Here is a 17,343-nt window from a genome sequence, read left to right as displayed (position 1 = left end):
AGGGCGTCTACTGTGCCTTCGACCAGGCACGGACGGTGTCTTCGGCGTACTCCCAGAGTCTGTCCGCCGCTGCCAGGTCGAGAGCATGGGCTGCGACGCCGCCTCCTTCCGCGTCTGCCCGTGCGACCTCCGCCTCCTGGTTGTCCTCGAAGTACCGTCCGGTCACGCCATCCAGCAGCGGCGACGCGGCGAGCAGCACGGACGTCGCGGCACCCTGCGCAGGAGTCTTGTAGTGCGGCAGCGGGGTGAGGTTCCCGTCCTCGTCCATCACGCCGAACGCGCGCAATGTGTCGTCGTCGAGATGGCGCTGGATGTTGGTGAGGATGAACCCGGGGCTGAGCGCATTGGCGGTGATGCCGTCGACCGCCCAGCGGCGGGCGCCCACGGCGAACAGGACGTCGGCGGTCTTGGACTGCCCGTAGGCGGCCCACGGGTCGTAGGGACGTCGCTCGAAGTGCGGGTCGTCGAAGTCGAAGGACGCCCAGCGGTGGGCGCCGGAGCTGACGACCACGATGCGGGCCGAGCCCGCCTCATGCAGCGCGCCATGCAGGGCGCCGGCCAGGGCGAAGTGCCCGAGGAAGTTCGTGGCGAGCTGCATCTCCCAGCCCGCGTCGGTGACGGTCCGCTCCGGAAGCGCCATGATCCCCGCGTTGGCCACGAGGATGTCGAGCGGCCCGCGCCAGGCCCGCGCGAAAGCGTCCACCGACGACAGGTCCGCCAGGTCCAGCGCTGCGGCCCGCACGAGGCCCGCGGCGGGGACGTCGGCGAGTTCACGGACGAGCGGCTCGGCGAGTTCAGGGCGGCGCGTGGCGACCGTGACCTCGGCGCCGGCGGCGGCCAGGGCCCTGACGGTCTCGGCACCGAGGCCGGAGCCCCCTGTGACGACGACGCGGCGGCCTGTGAGGTCTACGCCGTCGATCACCTCCGTGGCGGTGGCGTCGAAGTCGTAAGGAGTGATCAAACGGGAGCCGGTGTTCACCAAGGGCCTTTCCGGTCGAGAGGGCGCTGCGTAGGCCGACTCTAGAGTCGGAATTCCGGACGACCTATAATTGAGAGTCCATCATTCTTTATTCATCGTCCAAGCCGGAGCGGTGAGCCGACCACTGTCCGAAAGGGAGGGCTCGTGGATCCCCTGGAGGACGTACTGGCCTTGCTGGAGACCCGGAGCCATCTGTCCACGAGGCTGCTGGCAGGAGGAGAGTGGGCCGTGCGGTTCGCGGCGCCGTCGGGCGTGAAGTTCAACGCCGTCCGGCGCGGCAGCTGCCTGCTGGAGGTCGACGGCGTGGATGAGCCCGTCACGCTGTCGGAAGGTGACTGCTACCTCCTCACCCGGCCGCGCGGCTTCACTCTGCGCAGCGGCCCAGGGGTGGTCCCGGTCGACGCGGGTCCCGTTTTCGCGAAGGCCGAGGACGGAGTCGCACGGGTGGGCTGTGGCGAGGACGTGTTCCTGATGGGCGGCCGCTTCTCCTTCGGCCTCCGGGCCCAGGAGCTGCTGCTCGACGCGCTTCCCCCGGTCGTCCTCGTCCCTGCCGCAACCGGGCAGGCGGAGACCGTGCGGTGGGCGCTCACGGCGATCGACCAGGAGCTGCTGCACCGGCGGATGGGATCGACGCTCGTGGCCGAGCACCTCGCGGTCGTCATGCTCGTCCACATACTGCGACTGCATCTGGTACGCGAGGCTCGCACCGTTTCGGGCTGGCTGGCGGGCCTGGCCGATCCCGTGGTGGCGGCGGCCCTGGCGCGCATGCACGAGGAGCCGGCACGTCCCTGGACCGTGGCGGAGCTGGCACGGTCCGGAGCCGTTTCCCGTTCCACGCTTGCCGCACGCTTCAAGAGCGCGGTCGGTCAGGGACCGCTGGAGTACCTCACCGCATGGCGGCTGGAGCTCGCGTCCAAACAGCTGCGTGAGGGCAGCGCCACGGTGGCGTCCATCGCCCGTGACGTCGGATACGGCTCCGAAAGCGCCCTCAGTACGGCGTTCAAGCGGGTCATGGAGGTGTCGCCCCACCACTACCGCAAACAAAGCCGGGAATCGTCTGCCACAGCCGTACCCCCCGACCACAACCGAACAGAGTGATCCGCGCTGCGAAAGTCACCCAGCGCCGGATGTCAGAGCATGAGCTGGTCGATGGTGATGGGCAGGGAGCGGATGCGGCGTCCTGTGGCGTGGTGGACGGCGTTGCCGATGGCCGCGGCCAGGCCGACCAGCCCGATTTCGCCGACTCCCTTCGTTCCGACGGCGGTTGCCCGGTCGGGTCCGCCGACAAAGATCACGTCCATGTCGCGAACGTCGGCGTTCACCGGCATGAGGTAGTCGCCGAAGGTGGCGTTGGCGATGCGCCCGGTGCCCTGGTCGGTGGCCGTCTCCTCGAACATCGCCTGGCTGATACCGCCGACCGTGCCGCCGACGATCTGGCTGGTGGCCGTCTTCTCGTTGAGGATGCGGCCGCCGTCGATGGCGGAGACCACGCGTGCCACCCGCAGCAGACCCAGATCGGGATCGATGCGCACTTCGACGAACTTCGCACCGAAGGCGCCCGCCATGGCCATCCCCAGGTCATCGCTCCGAGGCGGCGTACTTCTGCCGTCGGCGCTGAGTTCTTCCAGGCCGTGGCGGGCCAGGATGTCGACGTAGGACTCTCCCTGCACCGGATCACCGACGCGGTGGATGCGTCCGTCGGTGACCGTCACATCATCGTCGGCGGCTCCGCGCAGCGGGGATTGCGCGTCGTCGCGCACCACGTCGAGGAATTCCCGCACCAGGCGCCGGCAGGCGGTGTGGACCGCGTTGCCGAGGGCCCCGGTGAGGCCGGATCCGCCGGCCTGGGGTGCGTACGGCATGTCGGAGTCGCCGAGGTCGAAACGCACCCGGGTGACGTCGAGCCCCAGAAGCTCCGCCGCCAGTTGGGTCATGACCGTGTAGGTGCCGGTTCCGATGTCGGTGGCGGCGCTGCGCACATACGCCGAGCCGTCGCGGCGCACGGAGGCGCGGGCCTGGCACGGTACCTGGTAGAAGGGGTAGGAGACGCCCGCCAGGCCGTAGCCGACGAGCCCGCGGCCGTCCCGCATCGAGCCCGGCTCCGGCGTGCGCCGCGACCAGCCGAACCGCTCGGCGCCTTCGAGATAGCACTCCCGCAGTGCCTTGCTCGACCAGGGAAGGTTGAGGATCGGGTGCTGTTCCGCATAGTTGCGCAGGCGGAACTCGAGGGGGTCCAGGCCCACGGCGTAGGCGACTTCGTCGATCGCGGACTCCAGGGCGAAGTTGCCCTGGCCTTCGGCCGGCGCGCGCATGGAGCCCGGGCAGGGGATGTTCAGGCGCGCCTGCCGGTCGCGGGTCAGGACGTTGGGGCAGGCGTAGGAGACGGCGGAACAGACGGAGACCGGTTCGTAGTCGTCGTCCTCCATCGCGACGGATGAGATGCCGTGATGCTCAATGGCGACGAGGTCCCCGTCGCGGGTGGCGCCGATCTTGATCTGCTGGACGCTGTTGGGCCGGTGCCCCACGGAGGTGAACATCTCGGGCCGGGTCAGTACCAGCTTGACCGGGCGGTTGACCTCGCGGGCCGCCAGCACGGTGAGGATCACGTGCGGCCACATCCGCAGTCCGGCGCCGAAGCCGCCCCCGACGAACGGGGCCAAGACCCGGATGCCGCTCTCCGGGATCCCGAAGACCGTGGCGAGCGAGGTGCGCACATTGTGCGGCCACTGGGTGGAGTCGTGCACCGTGAGCGAATCGCCGTGCCAGTACGCGACGGTGGACATGAGGCCAAGTGGGTTGTTGGTGTTGTCGGGGGTGGTGAAGGTCCCCTCGACGACAACGTCCGCCTGGGCGAACCCGGCCGCGACGTCACCGCGCTCGGTGTCCAGTCCCCAGGGGTTGACGACGATCTCGGCCCGAGGATCGTCCACGTCGAGCAGGGCCTCGGCCGCTTCGTACTGGACGCGTACCAGACTCGCGGCGTGCCGGGCCTCCTCCGCGCTCTCGGCCACCACGACCGCGACGTGCTGACCGTAGTGCAGGATGCGATCGTCCTGCAGCGGAGCCGCAGGCGATCCGCCCAGCAGGGTCATCGGGCCACGTTCCAGCTTGGGCGCGGTCAGATGTGTGATGACGGTCAGCACACCGGGCGCTGCCAGGGCCTCGGTGACATCGATGCTGTGGATGCGTCCGGCGGCGATGGTGCTGCGCACCAGGGCGGCGTGCGCCATACCGGGGAAGGAGAAGTCGTTGGGGTACTGGGCCGTTCCGGTCACCTTCAGCGGAGCGTCCACGCGGTCAAGGCCCGCACCGACGATCTTGCCGGCTTCGAGAGTCGTCATGACAGCGCTCCTGCAACGGTCTCGAGAGTGCGCACCAGAGTGCGCTTGGCCAGCTCCACCTTGAACGCGGTTCCGGGCAGCGGCCTGGCGCCCTCGACGGCCGCCTCCGCCGCGCTGCGGAAGGAGTCGGAGTTCGCGTGTGCCCCCTGCAGGATGTCCTCCGCGTCCCAGGCGCGCCAAGGGATGGTGCCCACCCCGCCCAGCGCCACGCGCGCCTCCTGAATGACGCCCTCTTCGATCACGAGAGCCACGCCGGCCGAGGTCAGCGCGAACTCGTACGAGACACGGTCACGGACCTTGAGGTAGTGGGACCGTGCTCCTTCCGGAAGCAGCGGGATCTCGACCGCGGTGATCAACTCACCGTGCCGCAGCACATTCTCGATGTGGGGCGTGTCGCCCGGCGGCAGGTAGAACTGGGTCAGGGGAATCGGCCGTGAACCATCCATGCTCTGGATGTGGACGATCGCGTCGAGTGCTGTCAGCGGTACCGCGACGTCCGAGGCGTGCAGGGCGATGCAGTGGTCGCTGGTGCCGAGGATGGCATGCATCCGCTGGATTCCCGTGATGGCGGCGCACCCCGAGCCGGGGTTGCGCTTGTTGCAGGCGGGGACGGTGGGGTCTCTGAAGTAGCGGCACCGGGCTCGCTGCAGCAGGTTGCCGCCGATGGTGGCCATGTTGCGCAGCTGGGTCGAGGCACCGAGCAGAAGGGCCTCCCGGACGAACGGCAGCCGCTCTCCGACGACCGGATCGGCGGCGAGCTCCTCCATGGTCGTGAGCGCGCCGACCTGGATCGCCGAGTCGGTGTGCGTGATGCCGCCGAGGGGCAGGCGGGTGATGTCGATGAGCCGTTCGGGGTGGAGAACCCCGTCCTTCATGAGGTCCAGCTGCGTGGTGCCGCCGGCGAGGAACGACGCGTGCGGATCAGCGGTGACCACGGCCACGGCCTGGTCGGCGTCGGTGGCCCGGGCATACTCGAAGGGGTGCATGGTCAGCCTTCCGCTGTCACTTCGCGAATTGCCGCGCGAATGTTCGGGTAGGCGCCGCAGCGGCAGATGTTGCCGCTCATGAACTCGCGGATCTCTTCCTCCGAGTTCGCACGTCCCTCGGCGATGAGACAGATCGCGGACATGATCTGCCCTGGCGTGCAGTAACCGCACTGGAAGGCGTCATGCCGGGCGAAGGCTGCCTGTACGGGATGCAACTCGCCGTCGACCGACAGGGACTCCACGGTGGTGATCTCGTGCCCCTCGTACTGGGCGGCCAGCGCGAGACACGACACCACGCGCCTGCCGTCGACCATGACCGTGCAGGCCCCGCACGCGCCCTGGTCACACCCCTTCTTCGCCCCGGTCAGGCCCAGATGGTCACGCAGCGCGTCGAGCAGCGTGACCCGCGTATCGAGCCGGAGTCGGTGGAGCGTGCCGTTCACGTTGAGGGTGACATCGACCTGGGGTACTTCCGGTCGCGCCTGTCCGGCCGGCCGTGCCTCGGATTCCACATGCTTCATGGCGCCTCAATTCTGATTTCTCCGGAGGGGCTCCTGCCTGGACAAGGGAAATTCTTCAATTCCGGCCCTGCATCAGATGTCGCGTCTCAGGAATAGTTGCGATCCGCCTTGCTGTGGCAAGTATGTCGTTGCGGGAAAATGGTTGCTGTGCATCCATGCACGTGAAACCCGTTTCGCTATTTCCTCGCTCGGCGTACAAGAAAATCCAGTACCCGTCGGGACCGGCCGAGACCGACAGCGGATGCAGCGCCCCGTATCAGGGGCATCCCGTCAGGGACACCATGGATGCGAGTGCGTACGGGCGGCAGGACGCTGTCGTGCATGCCGAACGCATTCCCACCACATCCTCATCAGCGCGAGGCAAGGCCGATGATCGACGACCTCTGGCCGCCGCCACACCGTGCGTATCCACGCCGCCGCCTCGCTCTCCTTGAGTATCCGCTCCACACCCGCCGGCACGCCACCGATCCTTCGGGGATACCGACCGCTCCGACGGCCTCACCGCCGACGATCAGTGGACGCCCTCCGGCGCTGCCGACTCGGCCGGGAGCGGGGCTGGGACGGTGACTCAGACGCCTCGTGCTGCCGGGTCGCCGGTCCGCCGTTCGGGGCACCGGTCGGCACACCGGTCCCACGCAGAAACGATCCGTTAATCTGGGGCCGCCAACTGCCAGGAGCCCCGACCTCAGCCACGGCGAGCAGGGTCAGGCGCGCTGTGGCGTTCTGCAACCCCCTTCGATCGCAGGATCCGCCACCGAGTGCCTCGGCGGACGGCTGTCCGCTCGTACCGATGAGGGAAAGCGAACCGCTCGTGAGACGAACCGAACGGAACCGGATCTCTCTCGTTCCCAGACAGCTGTGGATTTCAGAGAGAACCCAGGGCCGTGTGACGTCGGCCGAACTCTTCTTCGACTTGGTGTTCGTCTTCTTCGTCACTCAGGTCACCCACACGGTGGGAACCCATCCTGGGTGGGTGGGCCTCCTCAAGGGGCTGTTCCCGATGGTCATCGTGTGGTGGATGTTCAGCGGGTTCGGATGGCTCACCAACGCGGTGAGGCCTGACGCGGTGCAGGTGCGCCTGCTGCTGACGCTTGCGATGACGGGCTTCTTCATCATGGGGCTGGACGTGCCGTACGCCTTCACGCCCGAGGGCTGGGCCTTCCCCTCGGCGTATCTGGCCGTCGTTGCCATCCATGGTCTGGTCTATCTGACGACCGATGCCCCGTCGGCGCGGCAGGCCATTCGTCGCAACATGCCGTTCAACGCCGCTGCCGGCGTCCTCATACTCGTCGCCCCGCACCTTCCGGAAGCATGGGGCTGGGTGTGCTGGGCCACCGCTGTGCCGGTCCTCTACCTCTCGCCCTTGCTGGGTCGCATTCGCGGCTTCGTCCTCGAACCACATCACTTCGTGGAGCGGCATGCGCTGCTCCTGCTGGTCGTACTGGGAGAGTCGGTGGTCGCCATCGGAATCGGCGCCCAGGGATCGACCACCCACGCGGTGAATGCCCCCTTGGCGCTGGGCGTGGCGCTGGGGATCGCCGTGGCCTCGGGCCTGTGGTGGGTGTACTTCGACGGGGACGAAGAGCGAGCCGACGAGGAGTTCGAGAAGGCCACCGAGGACCGTCGCCAAACACTCGCCTACTACGCGTTCACCAGCGCGCACCTGGTGATGCTCACCGGCATCATCCTGGTCGCGGCCGGGATCAGCGACGCCATCCACCACTTCGACGGGCACGCAAACCGGTGGTGGCTGGGCTGCGGCACAGCGGTGTTCCTCGTGGGCCACGCGATCTACCGAGGCCTGCTCGGAAGCGGACGTATCGCCGACCGCCTGATCGGGGCGATGTGCGCGGTGCCGCTGGGGGCGACAGCGTCCATCACCGGCTGGATCGGCATGACGATGGTTGCGGTCGTCCTGACGGCCATCGCCACAGTGGACCACCGCCTGGCGTCAAGGGGACCGAGTCTTCTTGAGCACTCTGAATCCGGCTGACACATCGACTGCGTCGACGACAGGCTTCACCGTCAGGAGCGCCGCGACGGGATGTGCTCACGGGCGGGCCGAAGTGGCCTCGCGCGAGAGCGGACGGCGTGAAGGCAAGCCGTCGGCACCACACGGGTTGTTGTGACCGACGGCACAGGGATGCCACGTGCCGGCGTCTGGTCAGGGCTGACCTGTGCGGACGCGGCCGAGGCCCTGGGCGTGCCGGTGAGCACCGTACGTTCCCGGCTGTCACGGGCTCGGCAGTTGCGAGGCCTGGCCGAGGAGGAGCTCGCGCGCCGCGCCTCCTCTGCCGGAACAGGTCGGGCAAGCATGCCGACAGCCGGGTCGAGGCGAGATCCCGAGCAGATGACAAAGCCGACCACCCGGCCCGCTTTCGGAACCGCTCCGGAGACGGGCCTCCTGCGGTCCACTCCACGACGACGAGTTCATGTCGCTCGGCGTAATCGGAGGAGCAGAGCCCGCGGCCGGTGTGGCGAGCTCGGCCAGGTGACGCGGCCACCTGGTGGCAGAAGGCTGCCCAACTGCCCCTGTTGCAGGCGCGCGTAGTAGTCAGCGCTCGTCCTGGCAGTTCGGCGAACTCGATATGCACATCACGTTGGACAGTATGTCCGATCGCCTTTAGGGTCTTCCATGAGGGCCGCTGAGCGCCTGGCTCTTCTGACCGATTTGAAAGTGGACTTTTCGTGACTGGTGGGGTTTCCCGTCCGACTCTGCTCCTGGTGCATGGGGCATGGCACGGCGCGTGGTGCTGGGAGAAACTGACGGCGGTGCTGGAGGCCGACGGGTGGCGGACTCGGGCGATCGATCTGCCGAGCGCCGGCGGGCGGGCCGGCATGCATGACGACGCGCAGGCGGTACTCGGGGAGCTGGAGCTCATCGACGGCCCAGTGGTGGTTGTCGCCCATTCCTACGGAGGCATACCGGTCAGCCAGGCTGCCGCCGAGGCGGGGAACGTGTCGCGCATCGTCTATCTGACGGCATTTCAACTCGATGTCGGTGAGAGCCTCCTGGGCTTCGCCGGCGCGCCTGTTCCGCCGGAGCCGGGCGATTTCGAGCCCATGCCGAACGATCCGATCGCGATGTTCTACGGTGACGCGCCTCGGTCCGAGGCCGAGGAGGCCGCCAAGCGGCTGGTGCCGCAGAGCACGAAGTCCTTCTGGGACGTCCTGACCAAGGCGGCGTGGCACACCGTCCCGTCGACGTACATCATCTGCGAGGGCGACCAGGCACTGCCTGCACAAGCCCAGCAAGTACTGGCGGAAAGGTCCGGCGCGGTCCACCGGATCGCGGGCGACCACTCGCCGTTCCTGTCGAAGCCGGCGGAACTCGCGGCTCTCCTGGCGAAGGTCGCACTCGACCTGGGCTGAGCCCGGCCTCGACCTCGACCCGGCCTGAGCCCGGCCTCGACCTGGCCTGAGACCGGCCTCGACCTCGGCCTCGGCCTCGGCCTCACACCAGCACCACCCCAGTTTGATCACCGGGCAGCGTCCGGCTGTCGCGTCCGCGCATGCCCTGGACAGGCGTGCAAGGAAGGGCGGCCCTGCCCAGCAGATAACCACACAAAAGGAGAACATCCGTGAACACCAACAGCCGCCAGGACGACGCCGGTGCGTTGTCCAGGGAAGGCATCAGGGCCGAGCTGGTGGCGCGGGCCGTCGCTCTGCAGCCGCTGCTGCGGGACCAGGCGGCGCGCGGCGAGTCGGATCGCGTCGTGCCGGTGGAGGTCGTCGACGCCCTGGCCGAGGCGGGCGTCTTCCGGCTGCTGACCCCCCGGCGGTACGGCGGTTGTGAGACCGACCTGCGGACCTTGACCGAAGTATCCGAGGCCCTCGGGGAAGGCGACGGTTCGGCGGCCTGGGTCGGGTCGATCATCGCGGTGACCAACTGGCTGGCGTGCCTCTTCCCGGACAAGGCCCAGGAGGAGGTCTTCGGTGCCGATCCGGATGCGCGCGTGACCGGTGTAGCGGCGCCGATGGGCATGGGGGAGCGGGTGCCGGGCGGCTGGCGCGTCAGCGGCAAATGGTCGTACAACTCCGGTGCGCCCTATGCGACTTGGGCCGCGGTCGGTGCACTGCTTAAGGACGACAGCGGAGCAGTGGTGGACCAGGCACTCGTCCTGGTCCCCGCCTCCGAGCTGACCGTCGAGGACACGTGGCACACCGCGGGCATGAAAGCGACCGCCAGCAACACCCTGATCGGGCAGGACGTGTTCGTTCCCGAGCACCGTGTGCTGTCGGTTCCCGCGGCCGCGGAGGGGGCCTACCCCCGCGCGTCCCGGGACGAGGCGCTGTACGCCTCGACATTCGGGCCGATGCTGCTGCTGTGCCTGGTCGGACCCCTGCTCGGACTGGGGAAGGCGGCACTGGACGTGGTGGTGAAGGGAGCCGGGCAGAAGCCGTTGTCGTTCACCGTCCACAGCCGGCAGGCCGACTCGGTGGGCGTCCAGATACAGCTGGCCGAGGCTGCGCTGAAGCTGGAGACGGCCCGCCTGCACACCTACCGAGCCGTCGACGAGGTCGATCAGGCCGCCGCCTCCGGCGGTCCCCTGGACTATGCCGCGCGTACGCACGTCAGGGCCCGGGCCGGCTTCGCCGCACAGCAGGTACTCGACGCGATCAGCACGCTCCTGAACGTGCACGGCGCGTCCTCGTTCGCCGACGCCGCCCCTCTCCAGCGCATCTGGCGTGACGCCAACGTCGCGGCGCGCCACGCCGGCCTGGTCCCGGCGGTCGGCCTTGAGGTCTACGGCAAGGCCCTCCTCGGCATCAGCGAGCGCGTGAGCCTGATGCTCTGAACCCGAACCGCGGGCACACCGTACGGCGACCTCGCAGCACTCCGTACGGTGTGCCCCTTCCGTTCGGTTCTTCGGGATGCCTGTACGGCATCCACCACCCGACGACCTTCCCGCCCGGCCGACCTGCGGGCCCCACTGGAAGTGACGATCCCTGCCGGTGCTCGGGCGTGCCTCGAACGCCCCCGTCTCCTCCACCAAGCCCAGCTGTGCAGACGGGGCGGACCAGATCCAGTGGAGTGATCATGCAACGCGCACGCCGTTTCCATGCCCCCGTCGTTCTGCCCGCGGATGCGCGATGCTCGGTAGTCCGAGACGGTGTCGTCGACTTACAGGACGACGGGCACATCACGTATTGCGGGCCTCGTGCCGACGCACCCCCGGCCGACATGACGCCCGTGACTCGGCTCTCCGGAATACTGATGCCCGGCCTCGTCAACGCACACGCGCACAGCGCCATGACACCCCTGCGCGGCGCGGGCGGAGACCTCCCGCTGCTGTCCTGGCTGAACGACGTCATCTGGCCCGCGGAAGCCCGCATGCGTCCGGCGGACGCCTACGCGGGCATGCTGCTCGGCTGTGTCGAGATGCTTCAGCACGGAATCACGACCAGTGCCGAGATGTACCTGCACGGCGAGTCGGTGGTGAACGCGGCACTCACCGCAGGCAGCCGCATACTCCTCGCCCCCGCCTATTTCGATCTGCCCGGTGCAGGATGGCAAAGTGCCCTGACCGCGATCGACAAGTGGATAGACGAGGACGGCCTGAGGTTCGGTCCCGGCGGCCGTGTCGAGTTGTGCTACGGCCCGCACTCCGCCTACACCCTCCCTGCGGAGGCCCTGCGGGCCACGGCCGAGTCGGCCGCCGCCCGGGGAGCCCTCGTACACATCCACGTCGCCGAGTCCCCGGCGGAGGACCAGAACCAGCGCGCCGCACACGGATCCGTCCCCCAACTGCTCGCTGAGGTCGGACTCCTGGACGGGCGCCTGCTGGCGGCTCACGCCGTCCATCTCTCCGACCACGACGTCCGGCTTCTCGCCGACCACGGTGCCGGAGTCGCCCACTGCCCCGGATCCAACGCCAAGCTCGCCTCAGGCATCGCCGGGCTCACCGCCCTGCGGGCGGGCTCCGTCGCAGTGGGCCTGGGCACGGACGGTCCGGCAAGCAACGACGACCTCGACCTGTGGGAGGAAATGCGGCTCGCCATGATGCTGGCCCGCGCGACGACCGGGGATCCCTTCGCCCTGACCGCCAAGGACGCGCTGCTGATGGCGACTCGCGGCGGAGCCGCCGCGGTGGGGCGCCAGGACATCGGCACGCTCAGCCCCGGCACGTGGGCCGACATGATTCACATCGGCGTGGACGGACCGCATTTCGCCGCGGGACTCGATGTCCCCGACGAGCAGTTGCTCGCCAATCTGGTGTGGGCCGCAGGTTCCCGAGCAGTGCGCGACGTCTGGGTCGCCGGCGAACAGGTGGTCGCCGACGGGGAGCCCCTGCGCGTCGACCGCGTCGCCGCCCAGCGGGCGGTGGCCGCGGCGGCGGTTCACATGCTGCAGGTCGAGCCGTAGGGAAAGGAGTTGGCCCCCTCGCCGCACTGCTCTTCGCCCCCCTGTGATGCGGGTTGCACCCATACGAAGGTCGGGGAGCAGAGAGTCGCACTCTCTGCTCCCCGACCAGGTGCGGGCCCAGGGTCCCCCCGCTGATGCGCTACGCCCCGTCCTTGGATTCTCTCGCCGCAGGTGCTTCCTCAGGACGGCGGGGCGGTCCTGCCGGCTCCGTCGACCGGGCGGGGAGTTCGGTGGCAGCCCAGCCCGCCAGGAAGGTCAGGGCCTGTGCGCTCGGCGAGTGCGGTTCCGCCGTGTAGACGAGCAGGCTCTGGTCCGCGGAGCCCCGCACATCCAGCACCTGGAAGTCCAGGCTCAGTTCCCCGGCGACCGCGTGGACGAACTCCTTGCGGCCAGGCCGCTGGGACCGCACTCTGTGGTCGGACCACCATCGGCGGAAGTCGGGGTCCTTCAAGGAGAGTTCCCCGACGAGCCGCGCGAGCTCGGGATCGTTCGGGTAGCGGCCGGCATCCATACGGAGATAGGCCACACACTCCTGGGCGACTCTCTCCCAGTTCGCATACAGCCCACGGACCTCGGGGTCGAGGAAGGTGAGCCATATGTGGTTGCGCCGCTTGGCCGGCAGCCTGGAGTAGTCGGTGAACAGCGCGGCGCTCAGGCTGTTCCACGCCAGGATGTCCATGCGACGGCCGAGCACGAGCGCCGGGACGTTCACCATGCTGTCCAGAAGGACCTGTGTCGCCTGCGAGACCTGCTGGTTTCTCGGTGCGGCCGGCTTCGCCGGGCCGGAGATGCCCGCCTCCGCCGCGCACCGCAGCAGGTACTCCTCCTCGTCGGGGCGCAGCTCAAGCGCCCTGGCCAGGGCCGTGAGGATGGCGGGCGAAGCCGACTTCACGCGGCCTTGTTCCAGCCTCACGATGTAGTCCACGCTGACGCCCGCCAGCGACGCGAGTTCCTCACGCCGCAGTCCTGGCACTCGGCGGTGCCCGCTCGTGGGCAGCCCCATCTGCTCCGCAGTGACCCGGGCGCGGCATGCGCGCAGGAATTCACCGAGTTCTGTCACGGCAGTCTCCTTCTCGTTCGACCCCTGCGCGTCATACGGCGGGTCAGATGCTGACCGTCACGTCGTCGTGATCGGTGGACAGGGCCAGTTCCCGCCAGGTGTCGGTCTCCTCGCGAAGCTGAGCGATCTTACGATCCATGGCCGCGGCGCAGTCGCTGCCGAGCTGGGCGCGCAGCGGCGGGTTGGCGGCGTCGGCGAGGGCGAGGATGGCCGTGGCTCCCTTGACGGGGTCACCGGGCTGGGCACGGTTGAGTCCGGGGACGGCCTGACGCACGGCGCCGGCGGTGTCGGCGTAGTCGGAGATGAGCCGGCCCTCCGTGTGCAGGCTGGTGGCGTCGAGGAAGTCGGTGCGGAAGTATCCCGGCTCCACGATCGTGACGTGGATCCCCAGCGGCGCCAGTTCGGTGCGCATGGCCTCGGAGAGGCCCTCCACGGCGAACTTGGTGGAGCAGTAGACGCCGAAGCCCGCCGCGCTCGCGAAGCCTCCGATGGAGCTCAGGTTGAGAACGTGGCCCGACCGCTGCCGGCGCATGACCGGCAGCACGGCGCGGGTGACGTTGGCCAGACCGAAGACGTTGGTGTCGTAGACCGAGCGGAACGCCGCGTCGGAGGTCTCCTCCACCGCCCCCAGCACGCCGCGGCCCGCGTTGTTGACCAGGACGTCGATCGTCCCGAACTTCTCGACGGCCGCCTCTACGGCTTCGCGGGCCTGCGCCTCGTCGGTGACGTCGAGGGCGACAGCGAGCAGGCTGTCCTCGTACGGGGAGAGCGCGTCCCGTACCTGCTCAGGCTTGCGGGCCGTCGCCACGACCTTGTCGCCCCGCTCCAGTGCCTGGCGTGCGATCTCCAGGCCGAAACCGCGGGACGCACCAGTGATGAACCAAGTGGTCATGCCACTACCTCTCATTTGTTCGATGTTAGAAAAATCAGGCCAGATGCAGCGAATTTTCGTATGCGCTGCGATGGAGCAGCACTTACTGCTCTCTGTGGCCGGCAACGGCCCTTCCCGGCTGGGATGCGGGCCGACCCCGGCGGACAGCGCTGGCGCCCGCCACCATGGCGAGCAGAGCCACCAGCAGCCCGAACCCCGAGAAGGCGGCGGCGACGCCGAACCGGGAAGCGGCGGCGCCCAGGGCGACCACCGGCACACTCACCGCCAGGTAGGCCAGGGCGAAGAACCCCGGCAGGAGCTGGGGGTGGCCCCCGGCGATCACCGCCGCCGTCACGGTGCTTGTGGAGCCCATGAACGACAGGCCGAAGCCCGCGCCGGTGATCGCCGCACCGGAGAAGAACAGCAGGGCGTGAGCCGTGTCGAACCCGACCACGGACACCCCGACCCCGGCCACCAGGAGCGCGCACCCCGTCACCGACGCTGCCCGGTCGCCCAGCCTTCGCAGCAGCATCGGAGCGATGCCGCCGCACCCCTGCACCACAAGGATGACCAGCGAGGACATCGCCCTGTCACTGGTGTGCAGCAGGCCGGCGACCAGGTCGACCCCCAGTGCCAGGTACATGCCCACGACCGCCCAGCCGGCTATCACCATGGGGGCCACCCGGAGCAGGATCCCGCGTGGCTCGGCACCCATCCGCAGCCCCCGGGGGCGCCAGGGCCTTAGCCGTTCCGGCACGATCTGCCAGGCGGGAATGGCCCGCACCAGGGCGAGACCGCCGAGGGACAGGACGGTCAGCACGACGAACGGGGTGACCAGCGGCGCGGGAGCGAACTGGACGGCGAGGCCGGAGAACACCGCACCCAGCGCGATGCCTGTCGAGGTCGCCGCGCTGTTGGACGCCGCCGCGGCCCGGTGACTGCGGTCCCGGTGAAGGTCGGCCAGTGCCGAGCCCGCGCTGCTGGTGAGCAACCCGACCGCGACGCCCTGGATCAGGCGAGCCAGGCACAGCGCCCAGGCTCCCGTGGCCAGGAGGAATGCGAGGAAGCTGACGACGATGGTGGCCAGTGCCACCACGATCGTCCGTTGGGTGCCCAGGTGCTCGGCCAGGCCTCCGGCGAGAAGGAGGGTCAGGACCGCGCCGAGGGCGTAGCAGGCGTAGATGATCGTCGACGTGGCCGTGCCGAAGTGCCATTGCTGCTGGTAGAGCCCATACAGCGGAGACGGTGCGCTGCTGGCGGCCATGACCACGAAGACGACGCCGACCACGGTTCGAAAGTGCCAGGGGCGGTGCGACCGGTGGTGCTGGGTGGTGTGCCGGCGCCCTCGGGTCTCGAGGGCGGCCGACTTGCCGACGTTCATGTTCTTGCCATCTCCGGTGGGAATCCAGCGTCGGCCGTCAGCGGCCGAGGACGACCTTGGTCTCCAGGTATTCCTGCATGCCGTCGGGGCCCCATTCGCGACCGTTGCCCGACTCCTTGTAGCCACCCCAGGGAGCGGTCCAGTCGAACTCCGCGTCGTTGATGATCACGTAGCCCGCTTCGATGCGGGATGCGACCTCTGCGGCGTCCGCGAGATCCCTGCCGGTGACGTAACCGGCGAGGCCGTACCGGGTGTCGTTGGCGATCTCGACAGCCTCGTCCACCGTGTCGTAGGTGATGATCGACATCACCGGGCCGAAGATCTCCTCCTGCGCAATGGCCATGTCGTTGGTGACCCCGGTGAACACCGTCGGCTTGACGAAGTGCCCGTTCTCCAGGCCATCCGGCTTGCCCAGGCCTCCGGTGACCAGCCGGGCCCCCTCGTCCAGGCCGGACTGGATATAGCCCTGGACGGTCCGCCACTGCTCGCCGGAGATCAGCGGGCCCATGTCGGTGCCCTCCGCGCGCGGGTCGCCGATCCTGAGCGCCTCCACCCGCGGGAGCAGCACCGACAGGAACTCCTCCAGCCGCTCGCGCGGCACCAGGGTCCGGCTCGGCGCGCTGCAGATCTGGCCGGTGTTGCCCATCAGCCAGGTGAGCACCGTGTCGACCGCGACGTCCAGGTCCGCATCCTGCATGATCACCTGCGGCGACTTGCCGCCGAGCTCGGTGGCGACGCGCTTGGCATTCTTGGCCGCGGCGGCGTTCACCTGGAGCGCGGCCTCACCCGAGCCGGTGAAGGACACGACGGCGACGTCGGGGTGCGAGGCAAGCGCGTTTCCGATCACCGAGCCGCGGCCGGTGACGAGGTTGAAGACACCGGCGGGGACCCCGGCGGCCTCCAGGATCTCGGCCAGGACGACAGCCGAGTACGAAGCCAGCTGGGCCGGCTTGAGGACGACGGTGCAGCCGGCCGCCAGCGCCGAGGCGGTCTTGCCGGCCGGCTGGAGGGCGGGGAAGTTCCACGGAGTGATCAGAGCCGCCACGCCGATGGCTTCCTTGCGGATGTGGGTGGTGCCACGGTCTTCGGTGAACGCGAACGTCTTGAGCACCTGGGCGGCGGCCCGGAACTGGATCAGCCCGGCGGCAACGTGCATGGCTCGGGACAGCGGCAGCGGACAGCCCAGCTCGGCGGTGACCGCCCGGGCCATGTCCTCGCCGCGCCGCTCGTACTCGTCGGCGATCCGCTCCAGCAGCTCGATACGCTCCTCGCGGGTGGTCCGGGACCACGAGGGGAACGCCCGGCCGGCCGCGGCGACCGCCAGCTCGACGTCGGCCCTGCCGCCGAGCGCCACCCGGCCCGACACCTCGCCAGTGGCAGGGTCCGTCAGATCGGTGACTCCGCCATCGAGGGGCTCGCGCCAGACGCCGTCGATGTACAGCTTGGTGTAGTCACGCATGGTGTGTCTCCGTCAGATGTGCAATTCGTCGCCACAAGGGCAGTCATGTGGCGGGGGCGGCCTTTCGTGTGCGAAGGCGCCTTGTGGAATCCATCGTGCTGACAGAGAGCCCTGGCATACAGGGAGGCCTTTTCCTGGGCATCGGTCCCTGGGAAAGCCAGTACCAGGCACGCCGAGCAGGCTGGACGAACCATCGAGAGCAGGGCCGACGATGTGGCTCGATGAGGGCCCGAACGACCGGTCGCGAACCGTGCCGGTGAGTCCCGACGGGACAGTGCCCCGACCGTGCCGTGCCTCGACGAAAAGCAGGGGCACTTGCCGGGTCAGCTCACGAACTTCGGGATGCTCGTCACGTCACTGACCTGGCCCGCGAGAGCG

Annotated in this window: 14 protein-coding genes; 6 read left to right on the top strand and 8 right to left on the bottom strand. The window is 69.0% G+C overall.

The annotated features are described in order from the left end of the window. Positions 1–7: 7 nt before the first annotated feature. A complete protein-coding gene (locus IEY95_RS14445; protein WP_229702927.1) occupies positions 8–961 on the bottom strand; it encodes an SDR family NAD(P)-dependent oxidoreductase in 954 nt (317 codons plus the stop codon). Between the two features lie 162 nt (positions 962–1,123). On the opposite strand from IEY95_RS14445, the gene IEY95_RS14440 reads away from it, so the two are divergent. Then, the gene (locus tag IEY95_RS14440; protein WP_189186377.1) at positions 1,124–2,077 is read left to right on the top strand and encodes an AraC family transcriptional regulator; all 954 of its coding nucleotides are present in this window, start codon (positions 1,124–1,126) and stop codon (positions 2,075–2,077) included. Between the two features lie 32 nt (positions 2,078–2,109). On the opposite strand, the gene IEY95_RS14435 is transcribed toward IEY95_RS14440, so the two are convergent. The 3 genes from IEY95_RS14435 to IEY95_RS14425 are packed head-to-tail and all read right to left on the bottom strand — an operon-like array spanning position 2,110 to position 5,827. Further along, positions 2,110–4,320: a xanthine dehydrogenase family protein molybdopterin-binding subunit gene (locus tag IEY95_RS14435; protein WP_189186376.1), complete on the bottom strand. Its 2,211-nt coding sequence runs from the start codon at positions 4,318–4,320 to the stop codon at positions 2,110–2,112. Beyond that, positions 4,317–5,306 (bottom strand): FAD binding domain-containing protein, encoded by a 990-nt coding sequence (locus IEY95_RS14430; RefSeq protein WP_189186375.1) that lies wholly within the window; start codon positions 5,304–5,306, stop codon positions 4,317–4,319. The genes IEY95_RS14435 and IEY95_RS14430 overlap by 4 nt, the downstream gene beginning before the upstream one ends. Before the next feature lie 2 nt (positions 5,307–5,308). After that, complete coding sequence (locus IEY95_RS14425; protein WP_189186374.1) at positions 5,309–5,827, bottom strand: (2Fe-2S)-binding protein; 519 nt, start codon at positions 5,825–5,827, stop codon at positions 5,309–5,311. Between the two features lie 886 nt (positions 5,828–6,713). On the opposite strand from IEY95_RS14425, the gene IEY95_RS14420 reads away from it, so the two are divergent. The 5 genes from IEY95_RS14420 to IEY95_RS14400 all read left to right on the top strand — a co-directional run bounded on the left by IEY95_RS14420 (position 6,714) and on the right by IEY95_RS14400 (position 12,194). Beyond that, positions 6,714–7,820 (top strand): low temperature requirement protein A, encoded by a 1,107-nt coding sequence (locus IEY95_RS14420; protein ID WP_189186373.1) that lies wholly within the window; start codon positions 6,714–6,716, stop codon positions 7,818–7,820. A gap of 150 nt (positions 7,821–7,970) precedes the next feature. Then, on the top strand, positions 7,971–8,378 hold the full coding sequence (locus IEY95_RS50630; RefSeq protein WP_189186517.1) for an RNA polymerase sigma factor: 408 nt from the start codon (positions 7,971–7,973) through the stop codon (positions 8,376–8,378). Positions 8,379–8,551: 173 nt separating this feature from the next. After that, the gene (locus IEY95_RS14410) at positions 8,552–9,199 is read left to right on the top strand and encodes an alpha/beta hydrolase (protein WP_189186372.1); all 648 of its coding nucleotides are present in this window, start codon (positions 8,552–8,554) and stop codon (positions 9,197–9,199) included. 209 nt (positions 9,200–9,408) lie between these two features. Further along, positions 9,409–10,626 (top strand): acyl-CoA dehydrogenase family protein, encoded by a 1,218-nt coding sequence (locus tag IEY95_RS14405; RefSeq protein ID WP_189186371.1) that lies wholly within the window; start codon positions 9,409–9,411, stop codon positions 10,624–10,626. A gap of 386 nt (positions 10,627–11,012) precedes the next feature. Further along, complete coding sequence (locus tag IEY95_RS14400) at positions 11,013–12,194, top strand: amidohydrolase family protein (protein ID WP_229702925.1); 1,182 nt, start codon at positions 11,013–11,015, stop codon at positions 12,192–12,194. A 139-nt stretch (positions 12,195–12,333) separates the two neighbouring features. Here IEY95_RS14400 and IEY95_RS14395 read toward each other — a convergent pair whose 3' ends face one another. From IEY95_RS14395 to IEY95_RS14380, 4 genes are all read right to left on the bottom strand, one after another. Beyond that, positions 12,334–13,254 carry a helix-turn-helix domain-containing protein gene (locus tag IEY95_RS14395; RefSeq protein WP_229702922.1) on the bottom strand — a complete coding sequence of 307 codons (921 nt, stop codon included), beginning with the start codon at positions 13,252–13,254 and terminating at the stop codon, positions 12,334–12,336. A 43-nt stretch (positions 13,255–13,297) separates the two neighbouring features. After that, on the bottom strand, positions 13,298–14,146 hold the full coding sequence (locus IEY95_RS14390; RefSeq protein WP_189186369.1) for an oxidoreductase: 849 nt from the start codon (positions 14,144–14,146) through the stop codon (positions 13,298–13,300). An 82-nt stretch (positions 14,147–14,228) separates the two neighbouring features. Then, positions 14,229–15,506 carry an MFS transporter gene (locus tag IEY95_RS14385; RefSeq protein WP_189186368.1) on the bottom strand — a complete coding sequence of 426 codons (1,278 nt, stop codon included), beginning with the start codon at positions 15,504–15,506 and terminating at the stop codon, positions 14,229–14,231. A 37-nt stretch (positions 15,507–15,543) separates the two neighbouring features. Next, positions 15,544–16,965 (bottom strand): aldehyde dehydrogenase family protein, encoded by a 1,422-nt coding sequence (locus IEY95_RS14380; RefSeq protein ID WP_189186367.1) that lies wholly within the window; start codon positions 16,963–16,965, stop codon positions 15,544–15,546. Between the last annotated feature and the right edge of the window lie 378 nt (positions 16,966–17,343).

This window comes from Streptomyces albiflavescens, from assembly GCF_014645835.1.
Taxonomy (GTDB): domain Bacteria; phylum Actinomycetota; class Actinomycetes; order Streptomycetales; family Streptomycetaceae; genus Streptomyces; species Streptomyces albiflavescens.
Note: the sequence above shows the minus strand (reverse complement) of the source record. Positions and strands in the feature narration are given on the sequence as shown.